This window comes from Paenarthrobacter nicotinovorans (genome assembly GCF_021919345.1).
Lineage (GTDB): Bacteria > Actinomycetota > Actinomycetes > Actinomycetales > Micrococcaceae > Arthrobacter > Arthrobacter nicotinovorans.
Map to the genome: position 1 here is coordinate 2,843,695 of NZ_CP089293.1, position 18,710 is coordinate 2,862,404.

At 64.3% G+C, this 18,710-nt stretch carries 17 protein-coding genes; 5 read left to right on the forward strand and 12 right to left on the reverse strand.

Features of this window, described 5'->3' with window-relative positions:
- The first annotated feature begins 62 nt into the window (after positions 1-62).
- The 4 genes from JMY29_RS13180 to JMY29_RS13195 all read left to right on the forward strand — a co-directional run bounded on the left by JMY29_RS13180 (position 63) and on the right by JMY29_RS13195 (position 3,554).
- Complete coding sequence (locus tag JMY29_RS13180; RefSeq protein WP_189075197.1) at positions 63-773, forward strand: 3'-5' exonuclease; 711 nt, start codon at positions 63-65, stop codon at positions 771-773.
- Between the two features lie 319 nt (positions 774-1,092).
- Entirely contained in the window at positions 1,093-2,043 is a 951-nt protein-coding gene (locus JMY29_RS13185; protein WP_026266960.1) for an ABC transporter substrate-binding protein, read from the forward strand.
- A gap of 12 nt (positions 2,044-2,055) precedes the next feature.
- The gene (locus JMY29_RS13190; protein ID WP_018776499.1) at positions 2,056-2,820 is read left to right on the forward strand and encodes an amino acid ABC transporter permease; all 765 of its coding nucleotides are present in this window, start codon (positions 2,056-2,058) and stop codon (positions 2,818-2,820) included.
- A complete protein-coding gene (locus JMY29_RS13195) occupies positions 2,817-3,554 on the forward strand; it encodes an amino acid ABC transporter ATP-binding protein (RefSeq protein ID WP_018776500.1) in 738 nt (245 codons plus the stop codon). Before JMY29_RS13190 ends, JMY29_RS13195 begins: the two co-directional genes overlap by 4 nt.
- 108 nt (positions 3,555-3,662) lie before the next feature.
- On the opposite strand, the gene JMY29_RS13200 is transcribed toward JMY29_RS13195, so the two are convergent.
- The 10 genes from JMY29_RS13200 to hemE form a co-directional block, all read right to left on the reverse strand.
- Positions 3,663-4,883, reverse strand: a complete 1,221-nt coding sequence (locus tag JMY29_RS13200; protein ID WP_229778550.1) for a glycoside hydrolase family 3 N-terminal domain-containing protein — start codon at positions 4,881-4,883, stop codon at positions 3,663-3,665.
- Positions 4,884-5,039: 156 nt separating this feature from the next.
- Positions 5,040-6,353 (reverse strand): glutamate-1-semialdehyde 2,1-aminomutase, encoded by a 1,314-nt coding sequence (gene hemL, locus JMY29_RS13205; protein ID WP_018776503.1) that lies wholly within the window; start codon positions 6,351-6,353, stop codon positions 5,040-5,042.
- 57 nt (positions 6,354-6,410) lie between these two features.
- Positions 6,411-7,487 (reverse strand): LLM class flavin-dependent oxidoreductase, encoded by a 1,077-nt coding sequence (locus JMY29_RS13210; protein WP_018776504.1) that lies wholly within the window; start codon positions 7,485-7,487, stop codon positions 6,411-6,413.
- On the reverse strand, positions 7,487-8,467 hold the full coding sequence (hemB, locus tag JMY29_RS13215) for a porphobilinogen synthase (protein WP_018776505.1): 981 nt from the start codon (positions 8,465-8,467) through the stop codon (positions 7,487-7,489). Before hemB ends, JMY29_RS13210 begins: the two co-directional genes overlap by 1 nt.
- Positions 8,464-9,327, reverse strand: a complete 864-nt coding sequence (locus JMY29_RS13220; RefSeq protein ID WP_189075437.1) for a uroporphyrinogen-III synthase — start codon at positions 9,325-9,327, stop codon at positions 8,464-8,466. Before JMY29_RS13220 ends, hemB begins: the two co-directional genes overlap by 4 nt.
- 61 nt (positions 9,328-9,388) lie before the next feature.
- On the reverse strand, positions 9,389-10,387 hold the full coding sequence (gene hemC, locus JMY29_RS13225; protein ID WP_018776507.1) for a hydroxymethylbilane synthase: 999 nt from the start codon (positions 10,385-10,387) through the stop codon (positions 9,389-9,391).
- Positions 10,384-11,607 carry a ferrochelatase gene (locus tag JMY29_RS13230; protein WP_018776508.1) on the reverse strand — a complete coding sequence of 408 codons (1,224 nt, stop codon included), beginning with the start codon at positions 11,605-11,607 and terminating at the stop codon, positions 10,384-10,386. The genes hemC and JMY29_RS13230 overlap by 4 nt, the downstream gene beginning before the upstream one ends.
- The gene (gene hemQ, locus JMY29_RS13235) at positions 11,604-12,305 is read right to left on the reverse strand and encodes a hydrogen peroxide-dependent heme synthase (protein WP_018776509.1); all 702 of its coding nucleotides are present in this window, start codon (positions 12,303-12,305) and stop codon (positions 11,604-11,606) included. The genes JMY29_RS13230 and hemQ overlap by 4 nt, the downstream gene beginning before the upstream one ends.
- A 72-nt stretch (positions 12,306-12,377) precedes the next feature.
- A complete protein-coding gene (gene hemG, locus JMY29_RS13240) occupies positions 12,378-13,865 on the reverse strand; it encodes a protoporphyrinogen oxidase (protein ID WP_268244675.1) in 1,488 nt (495 codons plus the stop codon).
- Positions 13,866-13,870: 5 nt separating this feature from the next.
- Positions 13,871-14,986, reverse strand: coding sequence for a uroporphyrinogen decarboxylase (gene hemE / locus JMY29_RS13245; protein ID WP_064721657.1), 1,116 nt, complete (start codon positions 14,984-14,986; stop codon positions 13,871-13,873).
- Positions 14,987-15,143: 157 nt separating this feature from the next.
- On the opposite strand from hemE, the gene JMY29_RS13250 reads away from it, so the two are divergent.
- Positions 15,144-16,466, forward strand: coding sequence for a glutamyl-tRNA reductase (locus tag JMY29_RS13250; protein ID WP_189075199.1), 1,323 nt, complete (start codon positions 15,144-15,146; stop codon positions 16,464-16,466).
- Between the two features lie 12 nt (positions 16,467-16,478).
- Here the strand turns inward: JMY29_RS13250 and JMY29_RS13255 are convergent, their stop codons facing one another.
- Positions 16,479-17,468, reverse strand: coding sequence for an SDR family NAD(P)-dependent oxidoreductase (locus JMY29_RS13255; RefSeq protein WP_079580618.1), 990 nt, complete (start codon positions 17,466-17,468; stop codon positions 16,479-16,481).
- A 38-nt stretch (positions 17,469-17,506) separates the two neighbouring features.
- Positions 17,507-18,709 carry a molybdopterin-synthase adenylyltransferase MoeB gene (moeB, locus tag JMY29_RS13260; RefSeq protein ID WP_018776514.1) on the reverse strand — a complete coding sequence of 401 codons (1,203 nt, stop codon included), beginning with the start codon at positions 18,707-18,709 and terminating at the stop codon, positions 17,507-17,509.
- Position 18,710 lies beyond the last annotated feature (1 nt).

Sequence of the window (18,710 nt, forward strand, 5' to 3'; positions counted from 1 at the left end):
TCAGCCTAACGGCAGGAGTGTCCTACCCAGTAGTGTCGGTGCCAGCCGGTACCGTGAAAACCATGAGCTCCTGGAACACCCTCTCCCGCGCCGCATTCGACCTCGAGACCACTGGGAAGAACTCCCGTTCCGCACGGATCGTCACCGCTTCCATCACCGTGGTGGACGACCACGGGGAACTCATCGCGGAACACGAATGGCTGGCGGATCCGGGCGTGGAGATCCCCGCTGAAGCCAGCGAAGTGCACGGCATCACCACGGAGAAGGCAAGGGCGGAAGGGCGGCCGGCGGCGGAGGTTACGCGCGAGGTCGCCGGGGTACTCCAGGAACTGTTCGACGCCGGAACTCCGGTTATCGCTTTCAACGCCAGTTACGACTTCACCGTTTTGGCGGCCGAATCCGCCCGCTACGGCGTTCCCCAGCTGAGCCGCTTCCCTGTGCTCGATCCCTATGTGATGAACAAGCAGGTTGACCGGTACCGCAAGGGCAAGCGCACACTGACCGCCCTGTGCGAGGAGTACGGGATTGATCTGACCAACGCGCATACTTCTGCCGCCGACGCCCTCGCCACGCTCCGGGTGCTGGATGCCATGGCCGGCAAGTTTCCCAAACTCCAGATGCCGGCCTCCAAGCTGCACCAGCTGCAAGTAGACTGGGCCGCATCCCAGGCCGCGGATTTCCAGCAGTACCTGCGCCGCAGCAAGCCCACTGCCGTCATTGAGGGTGAGTGGCCGGTGCTTCCTCCGGTGGACGCCAGCCGCGGCGGTTTCTAGCTCCCGGCCCCGGTAAGGGCTTTCTGCGACGCATGTCACACGTTTTTCGGGAACCCCCGGGTGCCCTGTAGTTCAGGCGTGAATTCCACCCGCGGAGCCATAACCGGAACAGTCAGCTTACTATTTAGCTCCAGCGGGAACTATCTTCGGGAAAATCGAGGGTGAGCAACCATTTCTTCGATTCACGGCGCCCTTGTGGGCTGGTGACATAATTAAGTTTGGCGGGTTGAAGTCTGCTAGGACAGCCAACCTTTGTATTGCTGCCGTTTCCCCGCCCACCGCGAAACGTCTCCGTGACCCGATGAAAGTGATTTTCTTCATGAAATTCAAAGCCCCTAAGTGGCTGTCTGTTGCCCCCGTGGCCGCAGCCCTGGTGATTTCCCTGGCAGCATGCGGCGGAGGAAGCTCCGAGCCCAGCGGAACTGCCACTGACGCCCTCGCCGGCAGCGACCAGAAGTCGCTGGACAGCTTCACTACCGCCGACGTTACTCCCCTGGACAAGATCGACAAGTCCAAGCTCGGCCTCATCACCGACGGCACCATCCGCGTAGGCACCCTGTCCGACGCCCCGCCGAACATCTTCATCGATCCTTCCGGCAAGTTCACCGGTTACGACAACGAGCTCCTGCGCGCCATCGGCGACAAGCTGGGACTCAAGGTCGAGTTCGCTTCCACCGATTTCTCCGCTTTGCTGTCCCAGGTGGGCAACAAGCAGTTCGACGTCGGATCCTCCTCGATCTCGACCACTGACGCCCGCCGCAAGACTGTTGGCTTCACCAACGGTTACGACTTCGGCTACATGGCCGTCGTGACCAAGAGCGACTCCAAGATCACCGGCTTCGGCGACATCAAGGAAGGCCTCCGCATCGGCGTTGTCCAGGGCACGGTCCAGGACGACTACATGACGAACACCCTCAAGATCGAGCCGGTACGTTTCCCTGACTACAACACCGTCTACGGCAACGTGAAGAACGGCCAGATCGACGCATGGGTTGCCCCGTCGCAGCAGGCCGAAGGCCAGGTCAAGGAAGGCGACAACACCAAGATCGCCGAGAAGGTTGTCAACACCCAGAACTTCACTGCCTACGCCGTGAACAAGGACAACAAGCCGCTCATCGACGCCTTGAACTCCGGCCTGGATGCTGTCATTGCTGACGGCACCTGGGCAAAGCTCACGGCCGAGTGGTACAAGGACCGTCCGACTGCCGCAGAGCAGACCCCCCAGGGCTGGAAGCCGGGCAGCAAGGCCGTCCAGCTCCCGGCCAAGTAACCAAGGCGTTCCATGGATATCCTCAATCAATTAGCCGATACCTTCTTTGACTGGGAGGCGATGGGCCAAGTCATTCCCAAGATGTTCGCCGTTGGCCTGCCCAACACGATCGTCCTGGCTGTCGTCTCGGGCATCATTGGCACCGCCCTCGGGATGCTGCTTGCCCTGATGGGGATTTCCCGGAACGCGGCAGCACGGTGGGTAGCCCGCATTTACACGGACATTCTCCGCGGGCTCCCGCCAGTGCTGACCATCCTGGTGATTGGCTTCGGTTTCGGTCCGATCATTCGCGAACTCACCGGATCCACCAGCCCGTACCCCATGGCCATCGCGGCGTTGTCGCTGATGTCCGGCGCGTACATCGGCGAGATCTTCCGTTCCGGTATCCAGAGCGTTGACAAGGGCCAGCTCGAGGCCACGCGGGCGCTCGGCTTCAGCTACGGCTCGTCCATGCGCCTGGTAGTGGTGCCGCAAGGTATCCGCCGCGTCCTTCCGGCCCTGGTCAACCAGTTCATTGCGTTGATCAAGGAATCGTCCTTGGTCTTCATGCTTGGCCTGCTGGCGACCGAGCGGGAAATCTTCCAGATCGGCAAGGATGCCGCAGCCAACAGCGGCAACCTGTCACCGTACGTTGCGGCAGCGATTTTCTATCTGGCACTAACGATCCCGCTCACGCACTTCGTGAACTGGATCGATGCCCGCATGCGCGCCGGCCGCCCGGAGAAGAAGGAACCGGATGAGGCAGCCGCAGTGGTTGGAAAAGGAGCACAGGCATGAGTGAATTCGCTTCAGGGACGCTGACCGCGAAGAACATCCATTTGTCGTTCGGCAGCAACCATGTGCTGCGCGGTATCGACCTCCATGTTGAGAAGGGCACCACGGCCTCGGTCATCGGACCTTCCGGCTCGGGTAAGTCGACACTGCTGCGTGTCATGAACCGGCTGATCGAGCCGGACCAAGGCGACATCCTTCTGGATGGCCGTTCGGTGCTGAAGGACAACCCCGACGAGCTTCGCCGCCGCATCGGCATGGTCTTCCAGCAGTTCAACCTGTTCCCGCACAAAACAGTGGCCGAGAACATTTCCCTGGCCCTGCGGAAACTCCGCGGCATGTCCAAGGAGCAGGCCCGCGATGAAGCCCTGGCCCAGCTCGACCTTGTGGGTTTGAAGCACAAGGCCGATTCACGTCCTGCCAACCTCTCCGGAGGTCAGCAGCAACGTGTTGCCATTGCCCGTGCACTGGCCATGAAGCCAGAGGTCATGTTCTTTGATGAGGCCACGTCCGCTCTTGACCCGGAACTGGTGAAGGGCGTCCTCGCCCTCATGACCGACCTGGCCAAGGGAGGCATGACCATGGTGGTGGTAACCCACGAAATGGGCTTCTCCCGCAACGTCTCCGACATCGTGACCTTCATGGACGCCGGCGTGGTGGTGGAGTCCGGTCCCCCTGAGCAACTGTTCACCAACCCGCAGACGGAACGCCTCCAAGGCTTCCTTTCGGACGTTCTCTGACCCCGGAAGTACTCAAGCCGAACTGCAGAGAAGCCCTGCCCTTCCCGACGATCATGCCAATGCCCGTCACTGGAAGGGCGGGGCTTTTTTACTGCTCGTGCGCCGGTCCTACTGACCGTTCTTGATCCGCAGCACCGTCAGGGCGGCAGCGTCCACCTTGGCGCGGAAGGCGGGGTCCGCCTGGGCCTTCTTCACTACAGCCTGGTGCATCGCCGGAATGCTGGTGGGATCAGCACAGACCAGCATGGTTCCTCCGGCACCAAAGAAGTTCAGCGCACGGTCGGCATCTGACCAAGCCTCCAACTGAGCCGCGCTGCACAGGTCATCCGACAGGACAATGCCCTTGAATCCGATATCTCCGCGCAGCATCGTGTCCATCACCATGGGCGAAAACGGTGCGATATTGGCGGGATCGATTTTGTCGTAATAGGCATTGGAGATCATGACCCAATTGGTGCCCGACGCGACCGCTGCCTTGAAAGGCCCCAAGGCAGGATCTGTGCGGGTTGTAGCGCTGTCCCGCACATGGCTGGTGACATCGGTATTTGGCACAACACGTCCCAGACCCGGAAAGTGCTTCACCACCGGCGCTACCCCTGCGTCCTTCATGCCATCGGCGAAGGCGTTTCCCAGCTCCGAGACAGTCTCCGGCGCAAAGCCGTACTCACGTTGGAAATGGCCAATGGGACCGTTGGAGGGTGCAAACTGAGCACTGGTCACGGTGTCCAGAACAGGAGCAAGGTTGACGTTGACACCCACGCCGCGAAGCTCCCTCCCCCACACCGCGGCATCGGCCCGAATCTTCGCCGGACCCGATGATGCCTGCACCAAGGCTGTGGGAATGGTGGAGAACCCTGGCCCGGAGAGAACCTGGACAAATCCGCCCTCTTGGTCAGTTGCGACAAAGAGGGGAACACCGCCGGTGGTCGCCGGCGAAACGGTCCCGGTCAGCGAGGAAACGACGGCAGCCGTGGCGGAAGTGCCGGCTTTGCTTCGCCCACTGAGGTACACGTTCCCTGCATGGTATTTTTTCAGCGCTTCCATGGTGCCCGGCTCGGCGCCCGTAGCCTTGGCCGCCACCATGAACAGCTGCCCGACACGCTGCTCAAGGCTTAACGCCGCAAGTTGTTGCTCGGCCGGTGACGGGGTCCCGGCCGTGGGTGCCGGTGCAGCGGAAGTCGTCGGGGAAGGTGTGGCCGTCGCCGGGCTTGGCTGCGATGAGGCGGGCACCTGCGACGTTCCGGCTGCGGACGATGCCCCGCCCGATCCTGTCCCGGTTGAACAGCCTGACGCGATGGCGACGAAGGCTCCAGCGGCGACGATGCTCATACTGAGGGATGCAATTGTGTGGGACTTGCGCATGGTAAACCGTAATTCGTTGGGGTTGGGTTTCCACTTACGAGCCTACCCTGAGCGGGCACGGCAATGCCCCGGGCAATTGCAGACCGTAAATGCCGGTCGCAACTGCCCGGGGCATGGGACGGACTAGGCCGAGGCAGCCGCCTTCGCAGCGGCAGGGAGGGCTTCGATGATGCGGTTCATCGCGGCATCGTCATGGGCCGCGGACAGGAACCAGGCCTCAAAAACCGACGGCGGCAGGTACACGCCCGAGTCCAGCATGGAGTGGAAGAACGGCGCGTAGCGGAAGCTCTCCTGTCCCTGGGCGTCGTCGTAGTTGTGCACACCGTGGGCCGAGGTACCGAAAGCAACGGAGAACAGGTTGCCTGCCCTTTGAATGGAGTGGTCCACCCCTTCAGCGTCCAGCGCGGAGGACAGTGCGGCTGAGAGTTCCAGTGATCGGGCATCCACGTAGGCGTAGACCTCGGGAGTTGCATGGCTCAGGGTCGCGACGCCCGCTGCCATGGCCACAGGGTTTCCGGACAAGGTGCCGGCCTGGTACACCGGGCCCACGGGAGCGAGGTAGTCCATGACGTCGGCACGGCCGCCGAGTGCCGCCGTCGGCATTCCACCGCCGATGACCTTGCCGAAGGTGAGCAGGTCCGGGGCCCAACCTTCCTGGCGGCCTGTCAGTCCCCAGTAGCCGGCGTAGCCGGTGCGGAATCCCGTGAGGACCTCGTCGAGGATGAGCAGGGCACCGTGTTCCTTGGTGATGCGGGACAGCCCGGCGTTGAAGCCCTCACCGGGGGTGACAACACCCATATTGGCGGGCGCCGCTTCGGTGATGACGGCAGCGATGTTCCTGCCGTGCGCAGCGAACGCGGCCTCGACGGCGTCGAGGTCGTTGTACGGCAGCACCAAAGTCTCCGCCGCGGTAGCCTCGGTGACCCCGGCGGACCCCGGCAAAGCCAAAGTTGCGACGCCGGAGCCTGCCGCTGCCAGCAGACCGTCCAGGTGGCCGTGGTAGCAACCGGCAAACTTGATGATCAGGTTGCGGCCGGTAAAGCCGCGGGCAAGGCGCACTGCGGTCATGGTCGCCTCGGTGCCCGTGGACACCATGCGCAGGCGCTCGACGGCGGAGACGCGCTCCTTGACGATTTCGGCCAGATTGGCTTCGTCCGGGGTGGACGCACCGAAGGACAGTCCCCTATCCACGGCGGCGTGGACGGCGTCGAGCACGGCCGGGTGCGCGTGGCCCAGCAATGCAGGGCCCCACGAACATACCAGGTCAACGTACTCCTGCCCGTCGGCATCGGTCAGGTAGGCACCCTTGGCGGACACCATGAACTTCGGGTTTCCCCCCACGGAGCCGAAGGCGCGCACCGGCGAGTTCACGCCGCCGGGCATCAGGGACCGTGCGCGGTCGAAGAGCTGATCGGACACAGGGGTGTTTGACGTCATGGTTCCTATTCTTTCAGTGATTCCAGGCGGGTCGTGCCGCCCGGGGGTGGAGATGGCTCAGGCCGAAGCCAGCAGCTCGGCAACCCGCGGAGCCACCTCGGTGCCGTAGAGCTCGATGCAGCGCATCATGGATTGGTGGGGCAACGTCCCGTTGCTGTACTTCAGGTCAAAGCGATCCACGCCCAGGTTCCGCTTGAGCAGGGCGATTTTCTGCGCCACGGTCTCCGGCGAGCCAACGTAGAGCGCACCTTCAGGGCCGCACATGGCATCAAATTCGCCACGGTTTCCCGGACCCCAACCACGCTCGGCTCCGATCCGGTTGCGCTGTTCGAGCCAGTGCGGAAAGAGCTCCTCGCGGGCGGCCTCGTCGGTATCGGCGATGAATCCCGGTGAGTGCGTCGCGATCTGGCGCATGGGGTGCCCGTACTTGGCCATGGCTTCGCGGTAGAGGTTGACCAAGGGCGCAAAGCGGCGCGGTTCTCCCCCGATGATCGCGAAGATGATGGGGTAACCGTATTCGGCGCAGCGCAACACTGATTCGGGGGTTCCACCTACGCCGATCCAGGCAGGCAGCAGGTGGTGCTGCAGCTTCGGGTACACCTGCAGCCCGTTGACGTTCGGCCTGGTGCGCCCTTCCCAGTGCACGGGCTTCTGCGCACGCACTTTGTCGAAGAGTTCCAGTTTCTCTTCGAAAAGGACCTCGTAGTCAGCCAGGTCCAGTCCGAACAACGGGAAGGACTCTATGAACGAGCCCCGCCCCAGCATCACTTCGGCTCGTCCGTTGGACAGCGCGTCAACAGTGGCGAATCGTTGGAACACGCGGATGGGGTCATCCGAACTGAGCACGGTCACGGCGGAGCCCAGCCGGATGCGTGAGGTCACCGCCGCTGCCGCGGCCAGGAAGACCTCGGGCGCGGACACCGCGAAATCGCGGCGGTGGTGTTCTCCCACGCCAAAGGCATGGATTCCGACGGCGTCAGCCAGCTTTGCTTCCTCCAGCAGTTCGCGCAGGACTTGGGCGTGCTCCTTGGGGTTCCCCTCGGCGTCGAGCCCCGCATCGCCGAAGGTGTTGACGCCGAGCAGTATCTGGTCCGCCGCAACCGGGGCCGTGGGATCGGAGGAAACGGATGTCATCAGGACTCCTTCAGCCAGCCTGCCAGTTCGGAGGCCCAATAAGTAAGGACGGTATCGGCTCCGGCACGCTTGATCCCGAGCACGGATTCGGTAATGGCGCCGCGCCTGTCGATCCAGCCGTTGGCCGCAGCCGCTTCGATCATGGCGTACTCGCCCGAGATTTGGTAGGCCGAGACCGGCACGGGGCTCATGGCAGCCACGTCAGCCAGGATGTCCAGGTAGCTCATGGCCGGCTTGACCATGACCATGTCCGCGCCTTCTTCGAGGTCCAGCTCCACTTCCAGGATGGCCTCCCGGCGGTTGGCGGCATCCATCTGGTAGGTCCGGCGGTCGCCCTTGAGCTGGGAATCGACAGCCTCACGGAACGGGCCGTAGAACGCGGATGCGTATTTGGCGGCGTAAGCCAGCACCGCCGTGTTCTTGTTGCCTGATTCCTCCAGAGCCTGGCGGATGACGGCGATTTGGCCGTCCATCATGCCCGACGGGCCCAGCACGTGCGCACCTGCTTCTGCCTGGGCTACGGCCATCCGGCCGTAGATCTCCAAGGTGGCGTCGTTGTCCACGTAGCCTTCGGCATCCAGCACGCCGCAGTGGCCGTGATCGGTGAATTCGTCCAGGCAGACATCGCCCATGATCACCAGGTCATCGCCGACTTCGGCTTTGACGTCGCGGATGGCTTTGTTCAGGACGCCGTCGGGATCGAGGGAGGCTGTGCCCCGGGCATCGCGGACCGCAGGTACGCCGAACAGCATGATGCCGCCCACGCCCAGTTCCACAGCTTCGGCAGCTGCGCGCTTCAACGAATCGGTGGTGTGCTGGACGACGCCGGGCATGGAGCTGATGGGGCTCGGTTCCGTGAGGCCTTCACGAATGAACGCCGGAAGGATCAGGTCGGCCGGAGCCAACCTGTTTTCTGCTGTGAGCCGGCGCATCGCGGCAGTGGTGCGCAAGCGGCGGGGACGATGGTTCGGAAAGCTCATTGCGGGTTCCCTTCGTTGGCGAAAACAGATTCGAGGGCGGCCACGATGCCGTCCGGGGTTGGTTCTTTGGCTGTAGCAGCCACGGTGAGGTGGAGCCGCGAGGCTTCTGCCGCCGTCGGGCGTCCGATCGCGATGAAACGGCACGTACCCATGGACGGAAACAAGGCGGCGATCCGCCGTGCGGCACTGGGCGAGGCAGCAACAACCGCGTCCACGGTCCCGGCGTCGATCGCCTTTCGGGCATCGGCGGGTTCCAGGACGGCCGCTGTGACTCGGGTGGAGTGCACGGCGTCTGAATTCACGACGGCGGCAGGAACCTCCGCGGTCACGCGCACTTCTTCGCGGGCCGGATAGTCCACCGTGTGGTAGGCAACAACTGCGGTGACGTCCGCTCCTTTCGCGGCCAGACCCTCCCTCAGCCTTGGCGCTGCGATGTCGGCCTGTGGGAGGAAAACCCGCGACGACGCTGGTTCCCACACCTGCAACAGCCCTTCGGCGGACTGGACGTCGGTCGGCGCCAAGTCAACGACGAGCCCTACGGACTCCAAAACCTGGCGGGATGAGTGGCCAATGGTGGCCACTTTGGTCCCGGCGGGCAGCAGCTCTGCGACGGCCAAGCCGCGCCCGGCTGCCTTTTCCAGCAAGACCCGCACCGTGGTGATGCTGCTGATGACCAGCCAGTCGAAGCCACCGGCAGAAAGCCTGTCCAGACCGGCGTCGAGTTCGGACTGGTCAAGTGCCTGTTCGAAATCGATCAACGGCAGCACCAGCGGCTCCGCGCCACGGTCGCCCAGGGCGTCCGCCAGCGGCTGGGCCCGGTCCACGCTCCTGGTGATCAGGATGCGCCGACCGGCCAGCACTGCTGGTTTTCCCGGGCCCGGGTTTACCGGGTCCGGGATTTCGGGCCAGGGATTTGCTGACTCAGGACGCTGCAAGATCCGCGATCTCCGCGGCACCCGCAGCCAGGAGAAGCTCAGCAACTTCAATGCCCAGCAACGTAGCTCCCACTTCGGTCAAGCCGTCGGTAGCCTTCTTCTCGCGGACCGTCTTGGTGCCGTCAACGGCGCATACCACGGCCTCCAGGTGCAGCATGCTGCCTTTTCGGAAGGCATAGGCGCCAACAGGAGCTGCGCAGCCGGCCTCGAGCCGGGCCAACACGGCACGTTCCGCTGTCACGGCAAGACGGGTGTCGTCGTCGTTCAGTGCTGCAAGGGCCTGTGCGAGCACGCCGTTGGAACCCTCGGTGTTGCCAGCCTGCCGGGGGGCGTCGTCCGTGCGGCATTCGATGGCCAGTGCGCCCTGTCCGGGTGCAGGCAGCATCACGTCCGTCTCGAAGAACTCGCTCACCGAGTCCAGCCGGTCGATGCGTTCCAGGCCGGCGGCCGCCAGCACGACGGCATCGAGGTCGCACGTTTTGCCAGGGACAACCTCATCCGTTGGATTTCCGGGAAGTCCCGGCACGCGGCCCAGGCGGGTATCAACGTTGCCGCGGATATCCAGCACCTCAATATCCGGGCGGGCGGCCCGGAGTTGCGCTGCGCGGCGGGGAGACCCGGTGCCTACTTTGGCGCCTCCAGGCAATTGAGCGAGCGTCATGCCATCGCGGGCACACAGGACATCCCTGACGTCCACGCGTTGCGGCGTGGCGGCGATGGTCAGGCCTACTGCAGCGCCAGTGGGCAGGTCCTTCAAGGAATGGACGGCAACATCGCAGCTGTTGGCCAGCAAAGCATCACGCAGCGCGGCAACAAAGACGCCGGTGCCACCCATTTGGGACAGGGACCCGGTCTTGACGTCGCCCTCGGTCCTGATGTGCACGAGCTCCACCGGGAAGCCGCCAACCGCAGCCAGTTTGTCGGCGGTTTGCTGCGTCTGCGTCAGGGCCAGCTTGCTCGCCCTGGTGCCGATGCGCACGGTCACTTGGCTGCCTCCGACGCTGGATAGGGGTCGTGGCGGGTTCCGATCGTGGTTCCGGCTTCGGAAATGACGGGCTTGGCCCCGCGGAAATTCTCGCAGCAGTTAGGCCGGCACACGTCGTACCAAGGGCCCAGGTCCGTGACATGCGGACGGTCTGCGATGTTGTTGTCCACGGTCCGTTCGCAGATGAGGTCCACGAGTCCCGAAACGAAGGCGGCGTGCGTGCCCGGTGTGGGAACACGGGTTGCCGCAATGTCCAGGTTCTTGCAGGTTTCCAGTGCTTCGGTGTCCAGGTCCCAGGCAACTTCCATGTGGTCGCTCACGAAACCGAGGGGAACAATGACTACACCGCGGACGCCCTGGGGCGCAATCTCCTCAAGGTGGTCGTTGATGTCCGGCTCCAACCACGGAATGTGCGGTGCACCGGAGCGTGACTGGTACACAAGATCCCAGGCGACGTTGGGTGCCACGACATCCATGATGGCTTTGGCGTTGGCCAGGTGCTGGGCGGCGTATGCGGAGCCCTCGGCGAATTCGCGGGGCTCGTCCTCGGAGCGGCCGGCGGCCTCGGCGTCACGCGTGGGGATGGAGTGCGTGGCGAAAAGGACGCGGATCTTCGAGTCCGGGTCGGCTTCCCCGGCAGCGGCGAGCTTTCCCCGGATCTCTTCCAAGCCGGCGGCAGTACCCTCAAGGAAGGGCTGGACCACGCCAGGGTGGTCGAAGTACTGGCGGATCTTGTCCACCTGGAGCTTGCCGTCCAAACCTGTCTCCGTCAGCGCAACGCCGATGTCTTCACGGTACTGGCGGCAGCTGGAGTAGCAGGAGTAGATGCTGGTGGTGAGCATCAGGATACGGCGATGACCGGCGTCGTAGGCGTCCTGCAGGACCGGCGCGATGTACGGGTCCCAGTTGCGGTTCCCCCACAGGACCGGCAGTTCGATACCGCGGTTGGCCAGTTCAGCCTCGATGGCGGCTTTCAGCTCACGGTTCTGCTGGTTGATGGGGCTGATGCCACCGAAAGCGCGGTAGTGGTGGGAAACCTCTTCGAGCCGCTCGTCGGGGATTCCGCGTCCCCGGGTCACGTTGCGCAGGAAGGGAATGACATCTTCCTGGCCTTCGGGACCACCAAAGGATGCGAGCAGTACGGCATCGTAGTTTCGGGGTTCCTGGCGACCACGTTCGGTCACTTCGTTCAGGTCGGTGGAGATAACGGGCGTGCTCATGCCAGGACCTCTGCAATCTCCGCTGCGGTGACGCGGCGGCCGGTGTAGAAGGGAATTTCTTCGCGGACGTGGTTGCGGGCGTCAGTTGCGCGGAGGTGGCGCATGAGGTCCACGAGGTCTACGAGTTCAGGTGCTTCGAGGCCGAGTATCCACTCCCAGTCACCCAGCGCGAAGGAGGAGACCGTGTTGGAGATGACCTGGGGGAATTCCCGGCCCAGCATGCCGTGCTCCCGCAGCATGGCGCCACGTTCCTCGGCGGGCAGGATGTACCACTCGTAGGAACGGACGAACGGGTAGACACAGAGCCAGGTGCTGGGCTCAACCCCGCGTGCGTAAGCGGGGACGTGGCTCTTGGAGAATTCGGCTTCGCGGTGCACGCCCATGGCGGACCAGACGATCTCGGTTCCGGCGAAGAGTTTGCTGCGGCGGATGGAGCGGACGGCGGCCTGCAGGTCCTCCGGCTTGGCTCCATGGAGCCACACCATGATGTCGGCGTCCGAGCGCATGGCCGAGACGTCGTAGCTGCCGCGCAGGACTACGCCGTCGGCGGCAAGCTTTTCGACCAGGGCTTCAAATTCCTGGGCAGCATCGCCGCTGCGCAGGACGTCGGCCGAGCGTTTGAATACAGTCCAGAGCGTAAAGAACTGCTCTTCGGTTTCAGCAGTTTTAGTGACAGATTCGACAGAAGTGTGGCTCATGGTTCAAGTTTGCCCCGTGCCAGCCGCTAAGTCGAAACGGATCAGTTCTACAAGCCGTAGAAGTGACGCAAATCACGGAAACGAAGGTTCTTCCGCGCTTCCTTGGGCGAGCTGGCGCCGCGTGTCCGCCACCACCGCAGCCAGGCCATTCCCGGCCAACCAACCGCCGACGACCACCAAGCCGTCGGCTGCGGCACAAGCCTCCCGGACCTGGGCTACGCGCTGTTTATGACCGACGGCGGCAAAAGGCAATGCCCCAGCCCACCGCACGACATCCCAATCAACGACGTCTGCACTGGTCACCGGCACCGTCAGCAGGGCCGAGGCGTCCGCCAAGGCTGCAGCCAGGAGGGATTCGTCATCCAGAACTAGGTCCGCTCCCCCGCCGGCTTCCTCGCGCCGGCCATAGGAAAGACGCAGGACATGCGTGCCCGGCCCTGCTTCTTCGGCCAGCCAATCCCACTTTGCCGTGGCGTGGGTCAGCGCTTTGGCCTTGATCCCGGGGGTTTGCGGCGCCACGAGGATGCCGGTCCCGCGCGGACGACTATCAAGCTCAGGCAGATCCACAACCAGGGTCACCAGGCTCACCAGCGGTCCGGGAGCGGGACGCAAGGCGGCCAACTCAGGCAAGGACTTCTCCAGAAGCCCAACGGCGGCCGGACCGTCCAGCGCAACGACCAGGCGATCGGCGTCGTACGTCGAACCTCCGGCGGTGACCCGCCAGCCGGCGCGGGTTTCCATCACGTCCTCGGCGCGCTTGTCGAGCACCAGGTCCACATCCCGTTCCCGGAGGTCGGCTACCAGCGCGGCCACCAGGGTGTTCATGCCACCTATAAGGCCGGCGACGGCGGAGCCCGCCTTCGCCGGACCGCTACCGGACCGACCGCTGCCGGTTTTCGCGATGCCGGATTTCCGCTGCGCGGCTACCGCTGCGGCAAGCGAACCGTGTTTGCGCAGACCTGCCCGAAGTCCCGGCGCGACCATATCAACGTCCAGGAGAGCAGGATCGGCCGAATGGACACCGCCCACCACGGGCGAGACAAGCCGGTCAAGTACTTTTTTGCCCATCCGGGCGGCGACCAGCGAAGCGACGCTGGTGACCTCGGAGGATGTCCCCACCGATGCCGGCAGCCAACGGTCAAGGGAAGCTCGCACTGCTCCCACGAATCCCAGTGAACGCCGGACTTCCGGGTCCCACGGATTCGCGGGAATTCCCAGCACACCTGTTTTGGGCAGTTCCTGCGGACCGTCAGGCAGCTGTACCCAGGCCCCTCCTGGGTGGGGAGCCACGATCTGTTCCGCCAGGCCGAGTTCACGCGCGAGGTCGGCCACCGCCGGAGACCGCGTGGCGAAGGACTCCGCTCCGCTGTCCAGGTGCAGACCGGCGACTACGTGGCCCCCGACGCAGCCTCCCCACGCTCCGCTCGCTTCCAGCACGGTGACGGAAGTGCCGGCCATGGCCAGTTCCCGCGCTGCGAGGAGCCCCGAGATTCCGCCGCCCACCACCACTGCCCTGGCTTCCGGCGGGAGTTGTTTGGGCGTTGAGTGTCCGCCGCGCACGTGCCCTACTTGGCGGGGATCGAGTGGATGAGCTCCACAACGCGGGTAAGCACGGTGGGATCGGTTTCCGGCGGTACTCCATGGCCAAGGTTGAGCACGTGCCCAGGGGCGCCGGCGCCGGCAGCGATGACTTCCCGGACGTGCGCCTCCAGCACTTCCCAGGGTGCCGAAAGCAGCGCGGGATCGATGTTGCCCTGCAACGGAACCGTCCCGCCCAGGCGCCGGTTGGCTTCGTCCAGGGGCAGTCGGTAATCGACGCCGACAACATCCACGCCGACATCGCGCATGGCGACCAGGAGCTCGGAGGTTCCGGTTCCGAAGTGGATCAACGGCGCACCAAGCCCGCGGACGTGGTCCAGCGCACGGGTCGAAGCCGGCGCAACGTACTTGGTGTAGTCGGCCAGGCCCAAGGAACCGGCCCATGAGTCGAAGAGCTGGCCTGCGGAAGCACCCGCTTCGAGCTGTGCCTGGAGGAACAGTCCGGACGCGTCGGCAGCCCAGTTGGCCAGCGCGGTCCAGGTCTCAGGGTCGGCGTGCATCATGGTCCGCGGGCCCAGGTGGTCGCGGGAAGGCTTGCCCTCAACCATGTAGGCGGCAAGCGTGAACGGGGCGCCGGCAAATCCGATGAGTGGCGTCGCGCCGAGCTCGGCAACAGTAAGGCGGACGGCTTCGCGGATGGGCTCCAGGGCTTCCCACGTCAGCTTGGGAAGAGCAGCGACATCCTCCGCGGTTCGCACCGGCTTGTCCAGGACCGGACCAACGCCCGGAACGATGTCCACGCCGACCCCTGCCAGCTTCAAGGGGATGACGATGTCCGAGAAGAAAATGGCGGCATCGACGTCGTGGCGACGAACGGGCTGAAGCGTGATTTCGGATGCCAGCTCCGGCCTCAAGCACGAATCCAGCATTGCAACGCCCTCGCGGACCTTGAGGTATTCGGGCAGGGAACGGCCCGCCTGGCGCATGAACCACACCGGCCTGCGTGAGGGCTTGCCGCCACGGTAGGCCGTGATCAACGGTGAGTCCGAGGTCCGGCCGTCCTTCAGCGGGTGGTTGGCGTCGAGGCTACCCGCCGGGGAGTTGGAGGCCGTACTCTTGGATGCTGCCGTGCTAGAAGTCATGCCTTTGATTGTGCCGAAAATCCGGGACAAAAGATAACGACAAACTGTCACGTCAGCCCGGCGAAGGCAGTTGTGTCGCGGATCACCGGCCTCCGTGGGGATCCCCACGGCGCCATATTGTTCTACCGGGCTACGAAAAAGCTATGATTGGGGTGCTGTGGTTCTTTTCTCATTGGTGGCTACACACGCCGACATCGACCTCGAAACCGTCGCTCAGTTGAGCAACGGTTCCTCTGGGCTTGCCTCGGCAGCCCTGACTGATTCCCCCGTGGTGTCCGGAGCGGTGGTACTCGCCACCTGCAACCGCTACGAGGTTTACGGCGAAACGGCCAACGGGGCTGACCTCGAAGCAGCCCGTTCCGCCCTCGTTTCCCAGATCAGCGAGCTCAGCGGACTCAACGAACAACTCGTCTCGCGCTCCTTCGCTACCCACACAGGTCCCGAGGTCACCCGCCACCTCTTCGCTGTAAGCGCCGGGTTGGACTCTGCCGTGGTGGGCGAGCGTGAAATCGCCGGCCAAGTACGCCGGGCACTCATCACAGCCCAGCAGGAAGGGACAGCGAGCTCCGGGCTTGTTCGGCTCTTCCAGGCTGCATCCAAGACAGCCAAGGACGTTGGCGCACAGACCGCCCTCGGCTCTCGCGGCCTGTCCATCGTCTCCGTGGCCTTGGACCTCGCGACGGACCTTGCCGAGAATGACGACTGGTCCACCAAGAAAGTCGTGGTCTTCGGAACGGGCGCCTATGCCGGTGCCACCATGTCCCTCCTGCGGGAACGCGGCTGTACGGACATCTCCGTCTATTCTTCTTCCGGCCGCGCCGAAGCTTTCGTCGCCACCCGCGGCGGCAACGCGCTCGACGCCGACACGCTCCCCGCTGCTGTGGCCGCCGCCGACGTCATGATCGGCTGCAGTGGCTCTGACAACCGGGTCGAAGCCGCGGACCTTGAGCGTGTCCGCGCCAACTCGGGCAAGCCGTTGATTGCCATCGACCTTGCCCTCACCCACGATTTTGATCCCGCAGTTGGTGAACTGGAAGGCGTCGAATTGCTGACCCTTGAGTCGGTTCGGCTCGCCGCACCACAGGAGCAGGCGGAGTCGCTGTCCCAAGCCAGCGCAATCGTCACAGGCGCTGCCGCCTCCTTCGAGTCCGAACGCGAAGCCCGTTCCGTGGACACAGCCATTGTCGCGTTGCGCCGCCACACCATGAACGTCCTGGACGCCGAGATGGAGAAGGTACGCGCCCGGCACGGCTGCACCGCTGCCGCCGAGGAGGTGGAGTTCGCCCTTCGGCGCATGGTCAAGCAGCTCCTCCACATCCCCACCGTCCGAGCCCGCGAGCTCGCGGCCAACGGCCAGCAAGACGATTACATCGCAGCCCTTGAGGCCCTGTACGGCATCCAGGTGGAGCAACCGCAGGCAGCGGCCGCGGCCACGGAATGCCCCGTGGACCACGACCAGCTACGTTCTGAAAGCGCCTGAGCCACACCCGGCCTACGCGAAAGCGTTTATCCCCGTCAGCTCTGCCGACAACGCCCAAAGCTTCTTTGCGTCCGCCTTGTCGACGGCGTGGGCGTCCACTCCCTGGTAGCGGGCCAACGGAGACTCCTTGTCAGTGGGTTTGGCTATATCGCAGTCTTCGCAGTAGACGCCACCCTTGCCATTGAGGACCTTCGAGGTGGCAGCCCACACGGACGTCGCCGCACCTTGTTCAGGGGTCTTGAATCCTTCGCGGACGTTGCCTTCTGCATCCATCCAGCCCGCTGCCACCATTTCTTCCTTGGGCAGGTGCCGCTGCAACTCGGTCATGATGCCACCGGGGTGGACCGCGAAGGCCCGCACGCCAGAGCCTCGGCCGAGGTGGTCGAGTTCCACCGCCAAGAGGGAATTGGCTGTCTTGGCCTGGCCATAGGCCTGCCACTTGTCATAGGAAGTGCTGAAGTTGAAGTCGTCGAACCGGACGGGTGAGAGCTTGTGGCCTGTGGACGACAACGACACGACGCGCGCATCGCCTGAGGCCACCAACGCCGGCCACAACAGATTCACCAGCGTGTAGTGCCCCAGGTGGTTCGTCGCGAACTGGGCTTCCCATCCCGGCCCGACCCGTTGTTCCGGGCTGGCCATGATGGCAGCGTTGTTGATCAGGATGTCCAGCTTTTCGTGGTCAGCCAGGTATCGCGCGGCGAACTCCTTGACGCTGTCCTGGTCGGCAAGGTCCATGTGCTCCACCTGGACGTCCGCGGACAGGCCGGCGTCCGCCAGGACAGAACGGGCGTGCTCCAGGCGCCTGGCGGGTACTGTCACTTCTGCCCCTGCCGCGACCAAGGCACGCACAGTCTCCAGCCCAAGCCCGGAATAGCCACCCGTGACGATGGCGGACTTGCCGCGCAGGTTGATTCCGTCGATGACCTCCATGGCCGTGGTTCCGTGTCCAAACCCGGAGCCGAGGGGCCGCTGTTCTGTTTGTGTCCGTTCTTCGCTCATGCTTGAGCTTCCCAGAGAAGCCGGGATACGGGCAATGGTCAGTACACGGGCTTGGCGGGCTCCACCTGCCGCACCCAGGCGAGAATACCGCCGTCGAGGTGCTTGACGCGGCTGTAGCCGGCCTTCTGTGCGGCTTCCAGCACCGTTGCCGAGCGCGTGCCCGCCTTGCAGTGGAAAACGATGTCCTTGTCCTGCGGAAGTTCCACCCACGCCTCGCCGGACAGGATCCGGCCCTGCGGAATGAGCACCGAACCGTCGATGCTCACAATGCTGTGCTCTCCGGATTCGCGGACGTCGACGAGCTCAAAGTCCCGCTCCCCCGCTTCGCGCTCGGCCAGCATCCGGGCAAGTTCGGTCGCGGTCACGGTGTGGTCCTGGTCCGTGGCGGCAGCGGGTGTCACACCACAGAATGCCTCGTAGTCGGTCAGTTCCGTGATGGGCTCGGCTTCCGGGTCCTTGGACACCTTGATCTCGCGCCAGCTGCCGCCAAGGGCGTCGAACAGCGCCACCCTGCCAAGCAAGGAACGTCCGACGCCGGTAATCAGCTTCACGGCTTCTGTCACCATGAGCGAGCCGACCGCCGCGCACAGCATGCCGAACACGCCGCCCTCGCCGCAGGACGGCACGGAGCCTGCCGGAGGCGCCTCGGGGTAAAGATCCCTGTAGCTGGGTCCGTGCTGGGCCCAGAAAACGCTGACCTGGCCATCGAAACGGAAGATGGAACCCCACACGTAGGGCTTGCCAAGGATCGCAGCAGCGTCATTGACCAGGTACCGGGTTGCGAAGTTGTCCGCGCCGTCAAGGATGAGGTCGTACTGCGCGAAGAGGTCCAATGCGTTGGAGGAGTCCAGACGGATGTTGTGAAGGACCACGTTGACCAGGGGGTTCAGCTCCGCGATTGCACGGCGGGCTGATTCGATCTTGGGGGTGCCTACATCCTTGACTCCGTGGATGACCTGGCGCTGGAGGTTGCTGAGGTCGACGTCGTCGTCGTCGACGATCCCCAGCGTTCCCACGCCGGCGGCGGCCAGGTAAAGCAGGGCGGGCGAGCCAAGGCCTCCTGCGCCAATGACAAGAACCTTCGCATTCTTGAGCCTGCGTTGGCCCACGGCTCCGATTTCCGGAATGATGAGATGCCGTGAGTACCGCTCAACCTCGGCCGGCGAGAGCTCGGCGGCCGGTTCGACAAGGGGCGGCAGGACGGTGGGCGCAGCGGAGTGGGCAGCAACAATTGAGGCCATA